At 45.4% G+C, this 18020-nt stretch carries 15 protein-coding genes; 3 read left to right on the forward strand and 12 right to left on the reverse strand.

Annotated elements, in window-relative coordinates:
• Window positions 1–217 precede the first annotated feature (217 nt).
• Complete coding sequence (locus ACRBG0_RS04240; RefSeq protein WP_431485665.1) at window positions 218–682, forward strand: NUDIX domain-containing protein; 465 nt, start codon at window positions 218–220, stop codon at window positions 680–682.
• Here ACRBG0_RS04240 and ACRBG0_RS04245 read toward each other — a convergent pair.
• The 5 genes from ACRBG0_RS04245 to ACRBG0_RS04265 all read right to left on the reverse strand — a co-directional run bounded on the left by ACRBG0_RS04245 (window position 650) and on the right by ACRBG0_RS04265 (window position 5489).
• Window positions 650–1111 (reverse strand): hypothetical protein, encoded by a 462-nt coding sequence (locus ACRBG0_RS04245; RefSeq protein WP_431485666.1) that lies wholly within the window; start codon window positions 1109–1111, stop codon window positions 650–652. The two genes, ACRBG0_RS04240 and ACRBG0_RS04245, sit on opposite strands and share 33 nt — an antisense overlap.
• A 284-nt stretch (window positions 1112–1395) precedes the next feature.
• Window positions 1396–1989 (reverse strand): outer membrane beta-barrel protein, encoded by a 594-nt coding sequence (locus ACRBG0_RS04250; protein ID WP_431485667.1) that lies wholly within the window; start codon window positions 1987–1989, stop codon window positions 1396–1398.
• Between the two features lie 152 nt (window positions 1990–2141).
• Window positions 2142–4064, reverse strand: coding sequence for a tetratricopeptide repeat-containing sensor histidine kinase (locus ACRBG0_RS04255; RefSeq protein ID WP_431485668.1), 1923 nt, complete (start codon window positions 4062–4064; stop codon window positions 2142–2144).
• 320 nt (window positions 4065–4384) lie between these two features.
• A complete protein-coding gene (locus ACRBG0_RS04260; RefSeq protein WP_020538008.1) occupies window positions 4385–4531 on the reverse strand; it encodes a hypothetical protein in 147 nt (48 codons plus the stop codon).
• 196 nt (window positions 4532–4727) lie between these two features.
• Window positions 4728–5489: a LytR/AlgR family response regulator transcription factor gene (locus ACRBG0_RS04265; protein ID WP_020538009.1), complete on the reverse strand. Its 762-nt coding sequence runs from the start codon at window positions 5487–5489 to the stop codon at window positions 4728–4730.
• 218 nt (window positions 5490–5707) lie between these two features.
• Here ACRBG0_RS04265 and ACRBG0_RS04270 point away from each other — a divergent pair, with 218 nt between their 5' ends.
• On the forward strand, window positions 5708–6610 hold the full coding sequence (locus ACRBG0_RS04270) for an ion transporter (protein WP_431485669.1): 903 nt from the start codon (window positions 5708–5710) through the stop codon (window positions 6608–6610).
• A gap of 108 nt (window positions 6611–6718) precedes the next feature.
• The gene (locus ACRBG0_RS04275; RefSeq protein ID WP_431485670.1) at window positions 6719–8473 is read left to right on the forward strand and encodes a tetratricopeptide repeat protein; all 1755 of its coding nucleotides are present in this window, start codon (window positions 6719–6721) and stop codon (window positions 8471–8473) included.
• Window positions 8474–8861: 388 nt separating this feature from the next.
• Here ACRBG0_RS04275 and ACRBG0_RS04280 read toward each other — a convergent pair whose 3' ends face one another.
• The 7 genes from ACRBG0_RS04280 to ACRBG0_RS04310 all read right to left on the reverse strand — a co-directional run.
• On the reverse strand, window positions 8862–9941 hold the full coding sequence (locus ACRBG0_RS04280; protein WP_431485671.1) for a mannose-1-phosphate guanylyltransferase: 1080 nt from the start codon (window positions 9939–9941) through the stop codon (window positions 8862–8864).
• A 140-nt stretch (window positions 9942–10081) separates the two neighbouring features.
• A complete protein-coding gene (locus ACRBG0_RS04285) occupies window positions 10082–11365 on the reverse strand; it encodes a hypothetical protein (protein WP_431485672.1) in 1284 nt (427 codons plus the stop codon).
• Between the two features lie 2 nt (window positions 11366–11367).
• Window positions 11368–12828 carry a hypothetical protein gene (locus tag ACRBG0_RS04290; RefSeq protein ID WP_431485673.1) on the reverse strand — a complete coding sequence of 487 codons (1461 nt, stop codon included), beginning with the start codon at window positions 12826–12828 and terminating at the stop codon, window positions 11368–11370.
• Window positions 12829–12830: 2 nt separating this feature from the next.
• Window positions 12831–13946, reverse strand: coding sequence for a glycosyltransferase family 4 protein (locus tag ACRBG0_RS04295; RefSeq protein WP_431485778.1), 1116 nt, complete (start codon window positions 13944–13946; stop codon window positions 12831–12833).
• Window positions 13947–13948: 2 nt separating this feature from the next.
• Entirely contained in the window at window positions 13949–14419 is a 471-nt protein-coding gene (locus tag ACRBG0_RS04300) for an NUDIX domain-containing protein (RefSeq protein ID WP_431485674.1), read from the reverse strand.
• A 15-nt stretch (window positions 14420–14434) separates the two neighbouring features.
• Entirely contained in the window at window positions 14435–16351 is a 1917-nt protein-coding gene (locus ACRBG0_RS04305; RefSeq protein ID WP_431485675.1) for a polysaccharide biosynthesis protein, read from the reverse strand.
• Between the two features lie 16 nt (window positions 16352–16367).
• Window positions 16368–18020 (reverse strand): hypothetical protein (locus tag ACRBG0_RS04310; RefSeq protein ID WP_431485676.1); only part of this gene is annotated, 1653 nt, incomplete at its 5' end.

The raw sequence follows: 18020 nt of genomic DNA on the forward strand, positions 1-18020 counted from the left end.
GAACAAGATCCTTACCCACAATGTTCTTTCTAAGAATGATCAGCCAGTGAGTAAAGGCATTGCTATTCTAAATCTTTAGCGAAAGATAATAGAAATTGCTCGAATCATTACAGAAAATAAATCGATATTGCTTCGTTATTCCGAAACCTAATCGTGGTTTCTACTGCAAAACTAATAAGCTCGGCGAAAATTAGCCCGATCACAAACTTTATTTTCCATGCCCACCGTAAAAACAGTTATCAAAGCTAGGGTTATTCTTTATGATCACGGCCGCATTTTGTTACTTAAACAGACCAAGCCCAACGGTGGTAATTACACCCTTGTAGGAGGTACCGTTGAGGCAGAAGAGTTTGCCCAGCAGAGTCTAATCAGGGAAAGTAAGGAGGAAGCTGGTATTACTTTAGAGCAAAAAGACCTTACGCTCGTACACGTAATGCACAAGCGTTCTAAGAACGAACACCGTATTGGCTTATTCTTTAAAGCCTCGCGCTGGGAAGGTAAATTAAGAGCTCGTGAGAAAGAAAAATTTAAAGCTGCTCACTGGTTTGACCTCGATCGCCTGCCAACAAACCTGACTCCTACCATTCAGCAGGTGCTCAAGTGTTACCGCAAGGGGATCTTCTATTCCGAAATGAGTAAAAAGCCGGAATCAAAAGTCAGCCGCCAGCTTCACACGAGATGATCTTCGAGGCTGCTTATTCGAAGGAGCGGCCTGATCCGGCAGTAATTTACGCTGCTGAAGGTTAGTGCTATCTCCCTGTTCTTGGCAACCAGCGGTTTGGCTTCCTTTGTTTTCCTCCTGGTCTCCATGCACTGCATAATCCTGTCGTTCCACAAATTGCTCTGAACCGGGGTCAAACGTCAAAAGATGATAACCTTTTTCACCACTCCAAGGGCTGGAATACTGGCGAACATAATAAGTTTCTCCTGTACTCGGATCTACCCGCTCCTCAATCGTTTCATCAGCAGCAGCAATCATCGAAGCTTTTGCAGATGGATCTTGTTGAAAAAAGGCGGGATTAGAAAGTGCTTTTTTAGAATTACACTGAGCGACCAACGTCGTCGAGCACATGGTCAGTAACAATACGGTAAGTACAAATAGCTTTTCCATAATACTGAATTGTATGGTAGATCGTATCCATCATCAAACTGGTGTTGGACATTACCTATCTGTTTTTTACAAAAATCGGGTATCTTAAAGGTATACATTTTGTTCTGCGATACCTTCTTTTGGTTATTATTATTAAGACAACTACCTCAACTTTAACAATCTATTTAGAAATAGGAGGCTTAAAATAGTACTCCCCGAGTATTTTCAGACGAAAATATTCGGGGAGTAGCAAGATACTGGATGCCAACAACCTGTTTGGAATACGGCATATCCTTAAACAATTACTAGAATTTCAAGCCTACACTCAGGCTGAGTACATTATTTTTACCTTCACTGTCAGCAAAAAAATCGGTTAGCCCTTTTTCATAAGTAAGGTCAGCGGTAAAAAATAGGATATCAATCCCTACGCCCATATTAGCACCCCAGGTAAGGCGATTGAGCTCATCTGTCGAAAAGTCGAAGTTATTTACCTCCTTCACTCCCATAACATAAGTAGGCACAATACCTCCTTTTAGGTGTAGGCCTAACAAACCGTTATCTCCTGTCACTCGAATACCGATATTCAAAGGTGCTTTAATACTTTGAATCGTTGTTTCTTCAGAAAAATTGACGTCTATATCCTCATTGATATCCTGCATCAACCGAGCAGTATAGCTTTGATACTGTACACCGGGGTTGAGGAATAATACTCCATCGCCAATCCGGAAATCAAGCCCGGCGTGCCATCCAGTACGAGCTTCTGCTTCAAAATCATTCAATTTAGCGTCCAGTGCGGATAAGTTGACGCCCACTTTGGGCGATACCGTTACCTGGGCCATCAGGGTTTGGGTAACAAAAAACAAGCTCAGGGACAGGGCTGCAAATTTCAATGTTTTCATTTTCTTGGACATTTTGGTGTTGGGAACGCTACAAACGAAAAGCAGAGGTTGCCTCTACTTCTGGTTCCCGATTGGTTTCAAATAGATGATGTGGGTAATAAACGAGCCCCCCCAAGAAAGTCGTGTGAAGGAAAAGTTAAAGTTGAATCAAGCTATTTTATCTGAATTTCTACAATAGGAATCATAATCTCGACACGGGTGCCGGTAGCAGTTCCTGTGATCTCATCGTATAGGTCGATGGTTCGTACAGATACTTCCTGCTTTTTGGTACGCCGTAAAAGCTCCAATCTTTTTTCGGTAATCTGGGTACCGCGGGAGCGGTAATTTTGCCGATTCGGGTCGTTTTGCTGCTGGGCCAGTGCCTTTTTACGACCAATTCCATTGTCTTCTACCGTACAGCAGATGGTATCATCATCCCATAGTTTAAATTGTACGGTAATCAAACCATCCTTGCGGGAGCGTAGGCCATGTTCCAGCGCATTCTCTACGTAAGGCTGCACAATCATAGTGGGCACACCAAGGATATCTTCTTCCAGGTCATCATCTACAATCACACGATAAGAAAGCCGGTCTTCAAAGCGCAGTTTTTCATTGATATAGAGGTAATCTTGCAAAAACTCTATCTCCTTTTCTAGAGAGATGCTTTCTTCATCAGAATAATCGAGGCTCTGCCTCATCAACTTTGCAAACTTGGCGAGATAACGAGAAGCAATGGCTCCTTTGTTAGAGGTGATAAAATGCTGTATGGAGTTGAGCGCATTGTAAATAAAATGCGGGTTCATTTGGGCGCGTAAGGCCTTTAATTGCAAACGAGTGGCTTTCAACTCCAGTAGCTCTGTCTCTTGTTGTTTCCGAGCAGCCTGATATTTCATTTCCAGCTCTTGTTGCTGCCTTCGGTCCTGATCTTCGTGGTATACCTCCAGAAAACGATCGTGATCCAATTGGTATTCATAAGCCAATCGGTAATCTTCGGTTTCCGCATAGAGGCTGGCAAAATCGCTGTGTACCTCTGCCAGCATTTTATAGTCTTCTTCTGCTTCAGCGTAGCCTAATGCCTCCGTAAAAGAGGTTTGGGCAGCAACATAGTTTTCCTGCTCCATTTCAATCCGCCCTCGCCAAGAGGCAATAACACATAGGTTACTGGAATCATCGGGGTTGAGTTCACGATGTAGGTGTTCGGCACGATGCAACAATTCCAGGGCTGCAGTAAAATCGCCTTCTTCAAAAGTACAAAAGCCCAGATTCGCGTAGGCGCTGGCACGAGCTTCTAAACTGAGGTCATCACGAGTGTCGATAACCTTTTGGAGAAAATCCTTAGCTGGCGCAATCTCGCCCAGGCCAAGGTAAGCCCGACCGACGTTGAGATAATGCCAGGCCAATCGATTTGACATTCCCAGCCTTTCACACAAATCTACCACTTGAAGAAATGCCCGAACACTTTTTTCGTATTCTTCATTATGTTCATAAACCTGGCCTAGTCCAGCAAATGCCAACGAGCGAAAATATTCATCCCGCAAAGGAAGCGCTTCCTCTTTTATTTCCATCATAGAAACAGCATTCAGGAATTGCTCTGTTGCTATAGCGTGATTGCCAGCGTGCAGATACAAGTAGCCCCGCCGGCAGGCAATCCGAGAATGCAGCTGCTGATCTGGAAAATTTTTCAACATTTTCAACGCTTTCTGTAAAAAGCGCTCTGCTGCATCTAGGTCATTGAGGTTGATAGAGATGCCTGCATATTCAATTTGTAATTCGGTGAGCTGTTTGACGGAGCCGGCCGCCTCCAGGTATTTTATCCCTTGACTGGCTGTTTCTGCGGCACCTATAAAATCATACAACTGATTTTGAACCACCATTTTATTAAGAAAATAACGGAACATAAAGTCTTCTACTTCATGTTTCTGGAGCAAATTCCACTGTTCCAGTAATAATTGCTGAGCCCGTAATACATTGGTGTATGCATAATGCCCTGCCAACTGATCAATGATGGCTAATCGTTGGAGAGGATCTTCTTGTTGAGCAAGTTTTTGCTCCCACAAGCCTGGTTGGATAGCTATTCTTTCAGATGCCGCAAACATAAGGGTCACATAGTTTGGTTGAGTGGGAGAATGGTATTTTAAACCATCATCGCATAGAATTGGGGCATTTTAATCCCCCAAAGGCCTGTTAATTTTCTGTATCTTATGTGGTAAGAATAAGGAATGGGGTATTTCACCACATGATTTTTTCAGAAGGGATGGAACTTAACACTTATTCGATATAACCCAGCGAAGATACAAAGATTGAGGGAAATAAAAACAGGACTACGACGCTGTTAAGCGTGCAATCCTGTTAATTAATTTTTTGTAGTCTGCTGACGATAATCACAGCAAAGTTAAGGGAGACCACTACGGTAAAACTACTGAGGCAAAATGCCGCCACAACCTTTGTTCCAACGCCGCTTTTTACGGCCGCCTTTGAACTTGGTCATTTCCTTTTTTGGCAATGGTTTTAAATCCTTATCCTTTTTGAGCTTATCAATGCCAGAGTTCTTGTCTTTGGCCATGGTTCTCGATTTAAGGAAAAACGTTTTCAATGTATTCTAGTGCCTCTCAATGCACTAAGCAGGAATAAAGATAGTTAAAATAATCGACCTAACCTACCTCTCCCTGCTTCTTAACTACCGGATCATCAATGGATTCGAAGATAAATAATTAGCATACCAATATTAACACAACCGTAATACTGCTTTAGCCAGTAGCTTACAAACCATTCTGCAGGCGTTTCATCTGCTCCATAAAAGCAGGGCGGCGGCGGCGGGAAACTTCAATTTTTATATCATCATCCATGATTAAATAGCCTCCGTCTCCTTTGACAAATTTACGCATGAAATTGAGGTTAATCACATGCCTTTTGTGTACCCTGTAGAAATTGAAAGGCACCAACATGTCTTCATATGCCTTGATCGTTTTAGAGGCGGTAATCTTTTCTCCACCATTAAGGAAGATATGGGTATAATTATCCTCCGCTTCAAAACGAACGACATCTTTGATATTGACAAAATAGATGCCATCCAGCGCCGAAATGCTCATTTTTGTAAAAGCATTTGGGTTGTTCATGTAGTTCTGGAAGATATCCAGACGTTTATCGATCTCGTTTTGCTTGTCGGGGTGAATACGTTCTACCGCTTCTACCAAGGTATCAGGATCAATTGGTTTCATTACATAACCAATCGAGCTGTACTCGCAAGCCTTAATAGCATAATCTTCATAAGCCGTGACAAAAATAACATCAAACGATACTGGCTTCAGGCGGTTTAACAGTTGAAATACCAAGCCATCCGGCAAGCTAATGTCCAAAAAAGCGACATCGGGCTTGATTCGGGAATTAGAAAGCAGCTTGTACCCCTCTTCTACGGACCCGGCAGTGCCAATAATTTCGACTTCTTCACAATGTTCTGCCAAGAGACTCTTCAGGTTGTTTAATCCGTTGATCTCATCTTCAATGATAACAGCTTTGATCACGTTTACTAGTTTTTGGTTTCCCTCTTCCACCAACGCTAAATATTACGCTGAGTGAACAGGAATAAGATAAGTAGGTAAGTATATATAGTGGTAGTTTCTCTTGGTATGCTTGGCCTAATCGCTTACATTGAGTCAACGGCCAGATATACCCATTACGAAGTGGATTGGGTATAAAAACAAATGTAAGTATTATTTTTGGCTTTGAAAACAGTCAGTGCATGAGTAAACCGCAGAGCAAACCAAAGCGTAAACCAGAACATCCGCCACATATTAGCCCGACACGGGAGAAGTTGCACGAAATCATTTTCGAAGCGGACACCCCTGTGGGCAAGGTCTTTGATATTGCTCTACTGATACTCATTGTCCTAAGTATTCTGATGGTCATGCTGGAAAGTATTGACAACTTCCAGGCCAGTCACAAAAAGATCCTGATTATCATCGAGTGGGTACTGACCGTCATTTTCACGATAGAATACGTTCTTCGTTTGTGGGCAGTTTACAATCCCTGGAAATATGCCCGCAGTTTTTTTGGCGTTATTGACCTGCTAGCGATACTGCCTACTTATATCGCTTTTTTCTTTGGTGGAGCGCAAGCTTTTCTGGTTATTCGGGCTTTACGGCTCATGCGAATATTCAGGATACTCAAACTTGGGCATTTTCTTTCCGAAGGACAATACATTGCCTCTGCATTGCGGGCCAGTTTTACCAAAATCACGGTGTTCCTCTTCTTCATTTCCATCTTGGTCACTATCCTCGGAGCCATTATGTACTTGATCGAAGGTGGTACCAACCAGGGTTTCTCCAATATACCCAGCTCTATTTATTGGGCTATTGTAACCCTGACAACCGTAGGTTATGGTGATATTACTCCCCTTACTGCCGTAGGAAAGATGCTTTCCGCTATAGTCATGGTACTAGGTTATGCGATCATTGCTGTACCTACCGGCATTGTTACGGGTGAATTGATCAAGCAAGCGCGTGACAACCGCAACAATACTCAAGCATGCCGTTATTGCGGTCAGGAAGGCCACGATGACGACGCTGAATACTGCAAATACTGCGGTAATATCCTCAATTTACCTAAAATTGAAAATGATGATGAGGAATCCTCAATGTTTTAGGTTTGCTGACTAACCGGCAAGGCCCTTTCCTTCATTCTTGTGTATGCTTGCAAAACTTTCGGCTTCCCTTCCGTATCTTCCATTTTTTGAAAACACTATTCCCATACCATGGAACCCAAATCTTTTGATGCCGAAGCTGTATTCCAGCGGGCAATGACTGCCTACCAAACCGGAGAACTGGGAGAAGCTGAACAGCTTTTACGGATCATTCTTGTAGAAATGCCTGACCACGACGGCATTATGGTAACCTTAGGTGGCGTCTTACTCGCCGGTGGCCAGATAGCCGCAAGTATTGAGATAATTCAGCAAGCGCTTCAACTTAATAGTACTAACCCCGATGCCTATTTAAACCTGGGTATCGCCTATCAACAAAATGGGCAGACTGAAGAAGCAATTAGTGCTATTCGACAAGCTGCTCAGTTTGCCCCTCAACGCCCCGACATTGGGTATAATCTGGCCAATGTGCTCCTGGAGACCCAACAATTTCCGGAGGCAATAGCCATTTTGCAAGAGATTATCGGACAACAGCCCAATTTTCTCCAAGCCTACCATACGCTGGGTGCCGTTTACCGTTATCAGCAAAAAACAGAAGCGGCTCAACAAACCTACGAGCAAGCACTCCTGGTTGCGCCTAATGACCTCCTGACACTTACCACACTCGGCAACTTTTTGGCCGACAATGGTCAAACAACTATAGCTACGGAGGTTTTTCAGCGCACCATCCAGGCCCACCCCGATCACTTTATGGGCTACGCCCTACTTGGCAAATTTTATCTCGACCTTGGTAAAAATGAAGATGGACTTAAGACATTAGAAAAAGCTTATTCTCTACACCCTGAGGACCTAAATATCAACATCTTACTTGGCAATGCCAACAAGGAAGTTGGCCGCATCGACCAAGCAGAACAGTTTTATCGAAGAGCCTTGGATATTAGTCCTGGCAATCCCGGAGCGCTCAGCAATTTCCGTCGACTGATGAGCAATAAAATCCCCTATTGGCATTTTGAAATGCTTGCTGATAGCGAACGGAATGATGCTTACCAAGCTGCTATTGAAAAGGTCGTCACTCCTGACACACGCGTATTGGATATCGGCACAGGATCGGGCTTATTGTCAATGATGGCCGCTCGGGCAGGTGCAGAACGTGTGGTTGCCTGCGAAATGAATGAGCGCCTGGCGGCTACCGCCGATGAAATCATCAGCCTCAACGGCTACGATAAACAAATCAACCTTTTCTCTAAAAAGTCGACCCAATTAAAAGTCGGGAAAGAAATAAAAGAGCAGGTAGATTTAATCATTTCAGAGATTCTGGATGTAGGAGCCTTAGGAGAAGGCGTCTTGCCATCGATCCGACATGCTGTTCATAATCTGGCAAAACCGGAAGTTAAACTCATCCCGGCAGGGCTTCAGCTACATGGCCAGCTCATTGAAATCCCATTCCGAAGCAGGATTTCCCCCGTAAGGGAGATCGCTGGTTTTGACCTGTCTCCTTTTGAACAGTTTCGTATTCCAGATGAGTATTTTAGAATCATCCTCAAGGCAGAAAATTACCAAGAGCTTTCGCCCGTCACCCCTTTGATGACGATAGATTTTTACCAGCTTCCTCCTGCCGTCCCTGATGACCAACCACGAGAAACGTTGCTCGAATTCCCTATTCAGAAAAGCGGCACTATGCACGCCGTTGTTTTTTGGTTTGACCTAAAGCTTGATGAGAAAATCACCGTGTCTTCACGGCCTAACGGAGAGCTAGAGCACTGGGGGCAGGCGCTGTTCTGTTTTCCTGAGCCCAGAGATGTTCACGCCGGTGAGAAGGTGGCTGTTCGAATGTTGCAGAGTGATATGATGATACGGTTTAGGCTCTGAGAGTTCGTTGAATGAGTGTAAGGGTGTAAAAGTTGGTTGGATGGTTTGAGGATTGGTGTCCCAATTTTAGTGCGAGGGTGAGGAGTGCGGGGGGGGGGAATGGCTTACTGAGTAAGTCCTACAAAAGGGAAATGTTCTCTTTGGGAGTCGCTCTAAACCAGACAAATTCTACTTTCCTCATCGATGAGCTCATCGCTTGAAATGGAAGATAGAGCCTACTTGTGTGCAAGGCAGCGCCTGGAATTCGGGGCGTTCCGATCTTCCATCGAAAACCCCGGACAAAGGACAGCAGTGGTACCGAAGGTAAGAACGAATGGCCTGGTGCCTTCTCCCGTCCCGACTTTTCTAGTCGGGACGGGAGAAGGCATGGCCCCAAATAAAGGCTGGCTTATAAAAAGTCTGGGCCAAACACCTCGCCTACTTGGGTACGGAGCATTTTAATTTCCTGCTCGCGAGACTTTGGGCAGATCATCAAAACATCGCCTTCGTCGACGACAATGTAATCGTCAAGACCTGCGACTACGGCCAGCTTGTCGCCAGTGATCCGTACCAGGGTATTGTGGGTATCATGCAGGAGGATGGCCTTACCCTGAGTGGCGTTTCCATCTTCGTCTTGTTTCATTTCTTGGTGAAGGCTCACCCAAGCACCGAGATCACTCCAGCCAAACTGGGCAGGAATAGTGAAGACATTGGTGGCTTTTTCCATAATCGCGTAATCGACAGAAATCTTGGGGGTTTGAGGATACATTTCGTCGATAAAGGCCTGTTCCTCCTCTGTATTGTAACAGGCAAGGTTTTGCCCCAACAGCTTGGTGATTTCCGGTGCATGCTTGTTAAAAGCTTCCAGAACAGTAGCCGCACGCCAAACAAAAATGCCAGCATTCCAAAGGTAATCGCCACTGGCCAGAAACTCACGAGCAACCTTTAATTCAGGTTTTTCTGTAAACCTCTTTACGGGATAAACGCCGTCTTCCCCTTGGCTAAATTGGATGTAACCATAGCCTGTATGTGGGCTATCCGGGGCAATGCCCAAGGTAACCAAGGCATCGTTTTCTTCCGTAAACGACAGGGCTTTTCGAATGTTATCGACGAAAAGAGGCTCGTTGTTAATGAGGGCATCACTGGGGGCAATGACCAGATTTGCCTTGGGGTCGAGCTGGTGGAGCTTGAAAGCCGTGTAGGCTACGCAAGGTGCTGTATTGTTGCGAGAGGGTTCGCACAAAATCTGATTCTCCGTCAACTCGGGGAGGTGCTCCAACACCTGCGCTTTGTACTGTGCATTGGTAACAATAAAAATATGCTCTGCGGAAGTAAGGTGTAGGAAGCGCTCGAAAGTGAGCCTCAACAAGCTTTTACCCGTGCCCAAAATGTCTAAAAACTGCTTGGGGCGCTCTTCGCGGCTGGCTGGCCAAAAACGGGAACCGACGCCACCCGCCATTATTGCTACGTAAGTGTGTTGATCTTGCATGAAGGAGAATAAATGCGTTTTGTTAATTGGTCGCTAAGATAAGAAGGTTTTGGGGAATGGTGCAGGGGGTTGCGAAGTGCGGGGGTGCGGGGAAAAGCTCCGACTTTTGGTGCGGGGTGCGACTAGTGGCTCTTTCGTAATTATTTTTGCAGATTATTCAACAGATTATCCATCTGGTTTTCCCAAGTATAAGGCTGAAGTTTGTGGGGATCGATCCGCCAAGGGAGGGCACCGGAAAAGGCCCAGGTGCGGTAGGCGTGTAGGAGAAAAGTACGTAGTTGACCTGTACTTTCGGGGGCTTCGCTAGCATAGACAAAACCCGCCCCGGTTTGTTCTACCACCTGACTGAGTTCGGGGTCAGGGGGACCGTGAAGAAGCGTAATGATCGGCCGACCAGCAGAGAGGTAACTTCCCAGCTTGGCAGTCATGATGCCGCCATAATCTTTGGCTGACCAAGAGAGCAACAAGTTGAGTTGACTTTTGCTTTGCATTTCCTGCGCCTGAACAAGGGGGACCATGCCGTGATTGGTACTGAGGTAGCCGAGCGTGTGGCGAGCCGTCCATTCTTGCCAGAGAGCGCCATCTTTTCCTGCATAATGCAGTTCCAGATGAGCAGGATTGAGCTCACCTTCATTAATCAGCTCCCTTAACAACTGTAGTAGCGGTTCCGCTGATTGAAGGCCAGGGTATAAAGACCCCGTATAAGTAATGGTAAAATGCTGTGAGGCTGGTGCTGTGAGAAAACCGTTGGGTAACCTGGCCAGTCCATTGCGGACGACGATCACCTGATGATGATCATTGCGCAAGCGCTTTGCCAAGCCATCAGAAACCGTGGTCACTATATCAGCCCGTTTGAGCAGGCGTTTCTGCCACCAGGTCTGCAAGCGCGGCCACCAGACATCGCGCCGTACGGGATCAACGGGCAGATCACGAAAATCTGCGATCCATACGAGGTGAGGGAAACGTTTCTTCAGGCGGTATGCTACCAGGTGATCGGCCCAAGGGCGGAAGGAACTAAAAAGGTGGGTTATCTCTTCCTGCTCGATGAGTTTTGCAGCGATGCGGTAGCTTTCCTTCAGGTAAGTGTAGCCCCCATCGCCGGTGAAGAGGATGAAGGGGTAAGCGTGATAGAGGGAACGGAAGAAGGTGTGACTCTTACTACTTTTCTCACTTATCGCTAAATGCCCTGCCTCCTGACGGTGGCCCGCCCTTCTTGCACGAAGGTCTCTGGTGGGGATCAATTTGACATTTACAGAAGAGCCTGTTGTAAGATCAGCATCCTGAGGAAATATCGACTGATTGGCTGAGGTTTGTACCGAATAGGGAATCCCTCTTTTTGCCAATTGCATAGAAATATGGTACCACCGCAAGCTGCCGGGGTGGCTGACGGGAGGGTACTTATAGGCAAAGAGAAGGAAGTGCATGGTTATTGCTTTTTATAAACAACTCTTGTTCCTGGGTGCAACGACCAATAGTAATTCATTCCTGTTTCACCCTTATTCCACATTCGGTCATAAAGAGGGTCATAGCCCATAAAGGTAGGTACTGACAAGGGGTTAACTTCACAAATATCAGCTTGACAAATACGCAATTCTTGTTCAATGTTCTGCATTTCTTTGGTGTATTGCTGTGGAACCCCTTGAAAGAGTTGTAGGTAAGCGGCACCTATATTCGCTTCTACCTTTACAAGGTCCAGGTAAGTACCGTTTCTTTTATCAGGATTTCGATCTAAACTCAAGCCTCCACAGAAAAAATTAAGCACTACGAAAACAGCCATTACAATGCCAAAAACGGGACTTATAGCCAACGGTAACCGCTTTTTATTTTTGCTAAAAAAAGATTGAGAAAGACTAAGCCCCCAGCCTATTATAGAAATACAGAAAATCAAGAATAATAAATCTACAATCCTTTCTGGTAAAGAGGTACCTCCCGTTCCATACATAAGAGGAAAAAGTGACAATGGAATAAGCCCTACGCTGACCAACCAAAGCCAAGGTTTCGTGAAAATCATAAAATGCTGATCCTTAAAAAACACACGCTGAATCGCTAACAGGCTGATACAAACAGGTATCAACATACTGTTTGTCAACCATTCGATGATTAAAAACATGCTTACACCTAAGCTTAATCCGCCTGCATACAGAAATGATTTCCCCGCAGGGTAAAGCTCCATTCGAGCATAATTGCCCGGAGCAGCGAGTGTTAAACAGCTACTCAAGAAAGTTACTAGAAGCACCATACACACCCCTGCGGGAACCTGGCCGTATTTTCGATAACAAAACAAACTTATCCCGCTGATCAACACCAACAAATGCATCATCGTCATCTCGTTGGTTCCTATCGCTAGGAATGTTAACCCAGCAAGTAAAAAATAGGATTTACGGCCCTTAAAATCTGTAGTTATTACTCGCCACCATCCAGCTGCAAGCAAAAAGCTTAGTGCAAAGCCCAGGTGGTAAATTGGCATACAAGTAAAGCGGAGTAAACTATCATAAGTATTCGTAATTTGATCAAGAAATAGTAACCAACAACTCCCACCTATGAAAAAACCCGGTAGCGGCCGGGTTATTTTTACAAAAACGTAAATAAGACATATCGGAATCAGCAGTAAAAAAATAAGCACCACTGATCGAAAAGTGGTTAAGGTGTACCAATAAGGCAAACTGCTCAAGATAGCCGTACTGGTGTATCGTCCTCCTGTCTTTTGATACCAAAACCATTGGGCCTCCATATAATTCAGCTCTGAGGTCATAACTGGAAAATTCCCCAACCAGTCCCATTCATGAACCCCTAGCGGATAAAGGAATTGGGTCATCACAATAAAAGGTAGCCCTCCCAGTAGTAACAGGGTAGCGAAGATGGCGGTAATTATTCGCAGACTTTTCATGCTCACCCCAATAAGTCTTGTATAATCTCCAAATACTGTTGTGCTACAATTGTTTCACTGTACCCCTCTTGTACAAGTTTACGGCCATTATTGCCTAATTGGCTTAATTCTTCTGGTTTGCTACGGGAAGCTTGCAGAATTGCTTCAGCCAGAGCTGCCGAGGAACGAGCGGGAACTCGCCAGCCTGTTTTTCTGGGAACAGCCAACTCCCGGCAACCAGGAACATCCGTAGCAATAATAGGCTTACCCATCGACATAGATTCCAACAAGCTACGTGGGATGCCTTCTCGGTAACTGGGTAAAATAACTACTTGGCTACGACCAATGTATTGCCGAACATTTTCTTGATAACCATGGTAGGCTACCCGAGGGAGGTCGATGCCAGCCGTCCATATTTTTTCCGGGATACAACGTGGGTGCTGGCGGTCAAGCTCTCCGACCAAATGAAGATGGGCATCGGGTAGCAGGTGATGAATTTGATGCCAGGCATTAAACAATTCTTCCAGTCCTTTATCAATTAACATTCTACCCAAAAACAGAAAGTGCTTGGCAGGGGAAGATACCACTAGGTCATTGGGAGCAAACTCATCCATATCAATCCCCGAGCCGGGAATCAACTGCCACTCCTTAGCTTTTACGCCAATTTTTTGCAAGGATTCCAGGTCATGGGCATTTTGCCCAACAATGACGTTAGACGCTGGCAAACTAAAGCGATAGAGGGCTTGAGTAATCTTGCGCAACAACACCCCATTGAGCCAGGTTGTCCCCAGGCCAGTGATCGTCGCAATAGAAGGAATACCTACTTTTTGGGCGGCTACACTACCGTAAATATTAGGTTTTATGGTAAAATGGAGAATGAGATCGGGCCGTAAGTCTCCGTATTTTCTCACCAATGTCTTGTATAACAAAACATCGCTGACTGGGCCGTTGCCATATTGCTGTAAACTAGATAGATCAATAAAACGCAGGCCTGCTTTTTCCAGCAATTTTTCTTTGCCGTCTGCGGGTGCTAGTGCAATAACATTATACCCTTCCTGTAGAAGCATTCGCCATAAGCTCCTACGAAAATGCAGGATGTTGAAAGCAGAATTAGAGACAAGGAGGATGGAAGGTTGGATGACTAAATTTCTTTATGGGACGCCGATGCCCGCATCTTTTCAAGATGATAGAGGTACTTTGGCTCTAGATTCAAACTATATAACTGATCATATGAAAAACAGCCAATTTCAAAACTTTCCTGACTTATTTGCAAATCCTGTGAGTTAGCTTTGGTTGTACACAAATATAAAATAATTAATACAGTCACTTGGTCCTTCACCCTAACTGTAAACACCTCCAGCAGTTCTTCCACCTGCACTTCGATACCCAGCTCTTCTTTTATTTCCCGTTTCAAGGCTGTTTTAACCCCTTCTCTCCGTCCTATTTTTCCACCTGGCAAGTCCCATTCATTCCGCTCATTTTTCAACAAAATGACTTTGCCGTCAATAAAACAAATCCCTTTAACGGAAACGGGCATCCGGTAGGCAAAAAGGTCTGAGGTCAGCCAGCGGCCAATCGTTCTTAGGTAGAGTTTTTTTAAAGGGAGCTGCATAGAGGATGCCGCAAGCTATTTGCTTATTTCGCTGTTATCCAATACCGAGAATTTTGAATTGCGACTTGAAAATTCAGGAACAATGTCTTTCATTTTACCCACCAGTAACAATACATCATTTTGGTCCATCAGCTTTACGAGGGCTGCCATATCGGCTTGTACTTCGTGGTAATCATTGGCTCTTACTGCTGCTTTTTGGATTTTGGGATGGTGAGTAGCAATCACGCCTTCACCATCGTCGAGCAGTTCTTCGTAAAGTTTTTCGCCAGGGCGAAGTCCAGTGAAGCGTATTTTGATATCCTCTCCTGGAATCAGCCCTGCCATCTGGATCATTTTCTGCGCGAGGTCAACAATTTTGACAGGTTCGCCCATATCAAAAATGAAAATTTCGCTGCCCTTACCCATCGCACCGGCTTCCAATACCAACTGGCAAGCTTCCGGGATCGTCATAAAGAATCGGGTAACCTCTGGATGCGTGACGGTTACGGCTTGCCCTTGTTCGATTTGTTTTTTGAAAATTGGAATTACCGAACCGTTAGAGCCTAGAACATTTCCAAAACGGGTCGTAATAAACTGGGTTTCATGGTCTCCCCTACTACTGAGCGCCTGGACGTAGATTTCAGCAATTCGCTTGGAAGCCCCCATCACATTGCTGGGGTTGACCGCCTTGTCTGTGGAGACCATCACGAATTTTTGCACCTGATGTTTCACTGCTAAATCCGCCAAATTCATCGTCCCTATCACATTGGTACGTATCGCCTCCGAAGGAAAATGCTCCATGATGGGTACATGTTTATACGCTGCCGCGTGAAAAACATATTCTGGCTGGTAAGTCGCAAAAAGCTGTTCTAACATAGCCTTATTTCGCACATCACCGATAACCGGCAAGAACAGTTTATTCTTTACCTCTTTTTTTAAACTCAGTTCTAATTGTGCCAAAGGAGTTTCTGCCTGATCCAAGCCAATCAACAATCCCGGTTCATAGGGCAACAATTGCCTGACAATTTCACTGCCAATAGACCCTGCACATCCTGTTACCAAAACGACCTTTCCCTTGATACTTCCACTGATACCTTCCTGGTCCAGCTGAATGGGAGGACGACTGAGGAGGTCCTCAAAACGAACCTTACGCAACTGCCCTAAATTCAAAGTACTGTTCAACCAATTCTCCGTTGGCGGAACCTTCAATACTTTAACCTGATGTTCCAGACACTCATTAATAAATGCCACCCTCCGGGTTTCCGGCAACTCGTTGATACCTATGATGGCATATTTTATATTGTACTTTTTAACAACTCCTGCAAACGACTTTTCAGGATTGAAAATTCGAACGCCATTGAGGTATTTCTTATGAACCCTTGGGTTATCGTCAAAAAAAGCGGTTACCCGATAATTGTGGGTCGTATTCTGTTTGAGCACGTTGAGCAACATGGCGCCCAATTCTCCTGCACCAAAAATGACGGTATTCAATCGGTTGACACCCTGCAACCTGAGGCGGTCAAACAATAGGCGCAAGACAATCCGTGAGCCGCCTGCCAAAAGTAGCAGCACGAAATAATCGACTAAAACGATAGGTAGTACCTCCTTGGGTTTAAATGGTGTGGCCAAAAACTTGAGCAGCAAAAAGAAAACAGCCGAAGAAAGGCTGACGGCATAAAAAACACTTTTGTAATCTTTCTCGCCTACATAGCGAACGATCAGCAGATAGGTTCGAAAAACAATAAAGGAAATTGCTCGAAATGCCAATAACAACACCGGGCCCCAAGTCAGTAAAAGATTAAGGCGTTCAAACTCAAAGTCCCCGGTCAGTAAGAGGGCAATGGTAATAGCAATGAGCGCATATACCATATCTACACCAAATATAAATAATTTGGTGACATAACCGGCAATTGGGCTAGCGCCTAAAATTGATTTTTGGGAATTGAACTTCATGGGGGGATTCTGATCACTAATAGTCCTGATACAATTCGTACATGTTGGTACTCAAGCCAAAGTAAATGTGCTGGCTATTGGGCAAGCCCAGTGCAGGTTCATCTTCCGTGCGGCTTTGAATACCTAGTTGCAAGCGTAGGTTGTAAACAGGGTTAGCAAGGTACGCAATTTCTGCCCGCCAGTAAAGAAGTTGGCTTTCTATGCCGCTGCCAGGAAACAGCCCCGTATCTGCCGAGCGTACATCAAAGGACTTATAAATATTGCCGCCCCAATTGGCTTCTTTGTTTTCGTCACGACCTAGCAATGCGGTATGCACTGCAGCTTGACCTTGCCAACGCCCTTTGCGATAATTGATTTGTACTAAAATCTCCCTAAAGTTGGCGCCTAGCGGGTGAGCCAAGGGCTGGTTGTAGTGCCCCCAGTTGGTGAGTACATCACGGTGGCTGTAGGTATGCGGGCGAGCAGAGTTGTATTCAGCGCGTACAAACAGGTTGCGAACCCCTAGGGCATCCCCCCACTTTACCCCCAACTGCCAGGCCAGCATATTACGCCAGGGGCCATTGGTCCAGTCACGGATTTCGGAAAAGGTAAATTCATCAATAGCGACCTGCCCGTAGGCTTTGATGCCCCGATTGAATTGAAAACTGGTATTTATTCCCATGAGGGTATTGCCGCCAGAAAATCCTTGCGCGAATTCCACTGGGCGATAAAGGATGACCGGGTTGAAAAAATTGACATCGAAGCCATAACGATTGAGCTCATCGCCCCACATGATTCCTTCGAAAAAACCTAGGTTCCAGCGTTGGCCAATATTAATACTCAAGTAATGCATTGACAAATATTTCTTAGCATATACATTTCCGTCAACTGCAATTTCTGGCCGAATATCGTTCATCACCGCCCAAAGGTTAATGTACTTGATTTTCCCCACTGTTGTTTCGATCCGGAAGAATGGATAGTTGACACTGTTATCGGAAAGTAGCATCGAGCGGTAGCCTTCGCCAAGAAACTGCTTGCCACGGCCAAGTCGCAGATGGAAGAATTTTGCTGGCGTGTAAGCGATCTCGCCCGAGGCGTAGGCAAAATCGGAGGCGAAATCGCGGAAGCCTTTTCGGAGCCAGTAACCGGGTACCACCCTGGAAGCCCCGGCCTGCTGATTGACGTGTGCCGCAAAACGGGCCTGACTTTCTACCAAAGAGGTATAGAAGGAAAACCGCTTGCCCAACTGTCCTTCAATGCGGAGGCCACGACTGTTGCGGTAGGTGGTTTCGTAATCTGATGATTCACTTTCCTGCCCGTATTCAAAATGAACGGCGGGGTTGATGGTCAGCCAGTAATCTTCTCCTTGGAAAGAGAAAAGGTTTTCTTGAAAAGCTTTGCGATCAAACCAATTATTGAAACCAGGTGCTTTGGTGATGCTATCGGGTAGTAATTCGCTTTTTCGGCTGTAAGGACTGACCTCCGAGGTGCGCCAAGGTAAAATGGCGGTATGGATATTGTGCTCGCTGCGTAGCAGGTCATTTTCGTACCAGGCCCGTTCCGCTTGATTAAGCTGAATCGTAGAAAACTGGGCGAAGAGGGGGAGTTGTAGGTAGAGGGCGATTACGACTAGATAGGTGGCGCGCAGAGACGCAGAGGTGCAGAGGCTTTTTTTAGAGGTCTCGCGCAG

The organism is Lewinella sp. (genome assembly GCF_050633125.1).
In the GTDB taxonomy this organism is placed as follows: domain Bacteria; phylum Bacteroidota; class Bacteroidia; order Chitinophagales; family Saprospiraceae; genus Lewinella.

Coding starts and splice junctions, on each gene's coding strand:
- ACRBG0_RS04300 (WP_431485674.1), bottom strand. CDS start 14,419: ATGCAGCTCCCTTTAAAAAAACTCTACCTAAGAACGATTGGCCGCTGG.
- ACRBG0_RS04255 (WP_431485668.1), bottom strand. CDS start 4,064: ATGTTTGCGGCATCTGAAAGAATAGCTATCCAACCAGGCTTGTGGGAG.
- ACRBG0_RS04260 (WP_020538008.1), bottom strand. CDS start 4,531: ATGGCCAAAGACAAGAACTCTGGCATTGATAAGCTCAAAAAGGATAAG.
- ACRBG0_RS04275 (WP_431485670.1), top strand. CDS start 6,719: ATGGAACCCAAATCTTTTGATGCCGAAGCTGTATTCCAGCGGGCAATG.
- ACRBG0_RS04290 (WP_431485673.1), bottom strand. CDS start 12,828: ATGAAAAGTCTGCGAATAATTACCGCCATCTTCGCTACCCTGTTACTA.
- ACRBG0_RS04270 (WP_431485669.1), top strand. CDS start 5,708: ATGAGTAAACCGCAGAGCAAACCAAAGCGTAAACCAGAACATCCGCCA.
- ACRBG0_RS04250 (WP_431485667.1), bottom strand. CDS start 1,989: ATGAAAACATTGAAATTTGCAGCCCTGTCCCTGAGCTTGTTTTTTGTT.
- ACRBG0_RS04285 (WP_431485672.1), bottom strand. CDS start 11,365: ATGCACTTCCTTCTCTTTGCCTATAAGTACCCTCCCGTCAGCCACCCC.
- ACRBG0_RS04240 (WP_431485665.1), top strand. CDS start 218: ATGCCCACCGTAAAAACAGTTATCAAAGCTAGGGTTATTCTTTATGAT.
- ACRBG0_RS04245 (WP_431485666.1), bottom strand. CDS start 1,111: ATGGAAAAGCTATTTGTACTTACCGTATTGTTACTGACCATGTGCTCG.
- ACRBG0_RS04305 (WP_431485675.1), bottom strand. CDS start 16,351: ATGAAGTTCAATTCCCAAAAATCAATTTTAGGCGCTAGCCCAATTGCC.
- ACRBG0_RS04280 (WP_431485671.1), bottom strand. CDS start 9,941: ATGCAAGATCAACACACTTACGTAGCAATAATGGCGGGTGGCGTCGGT.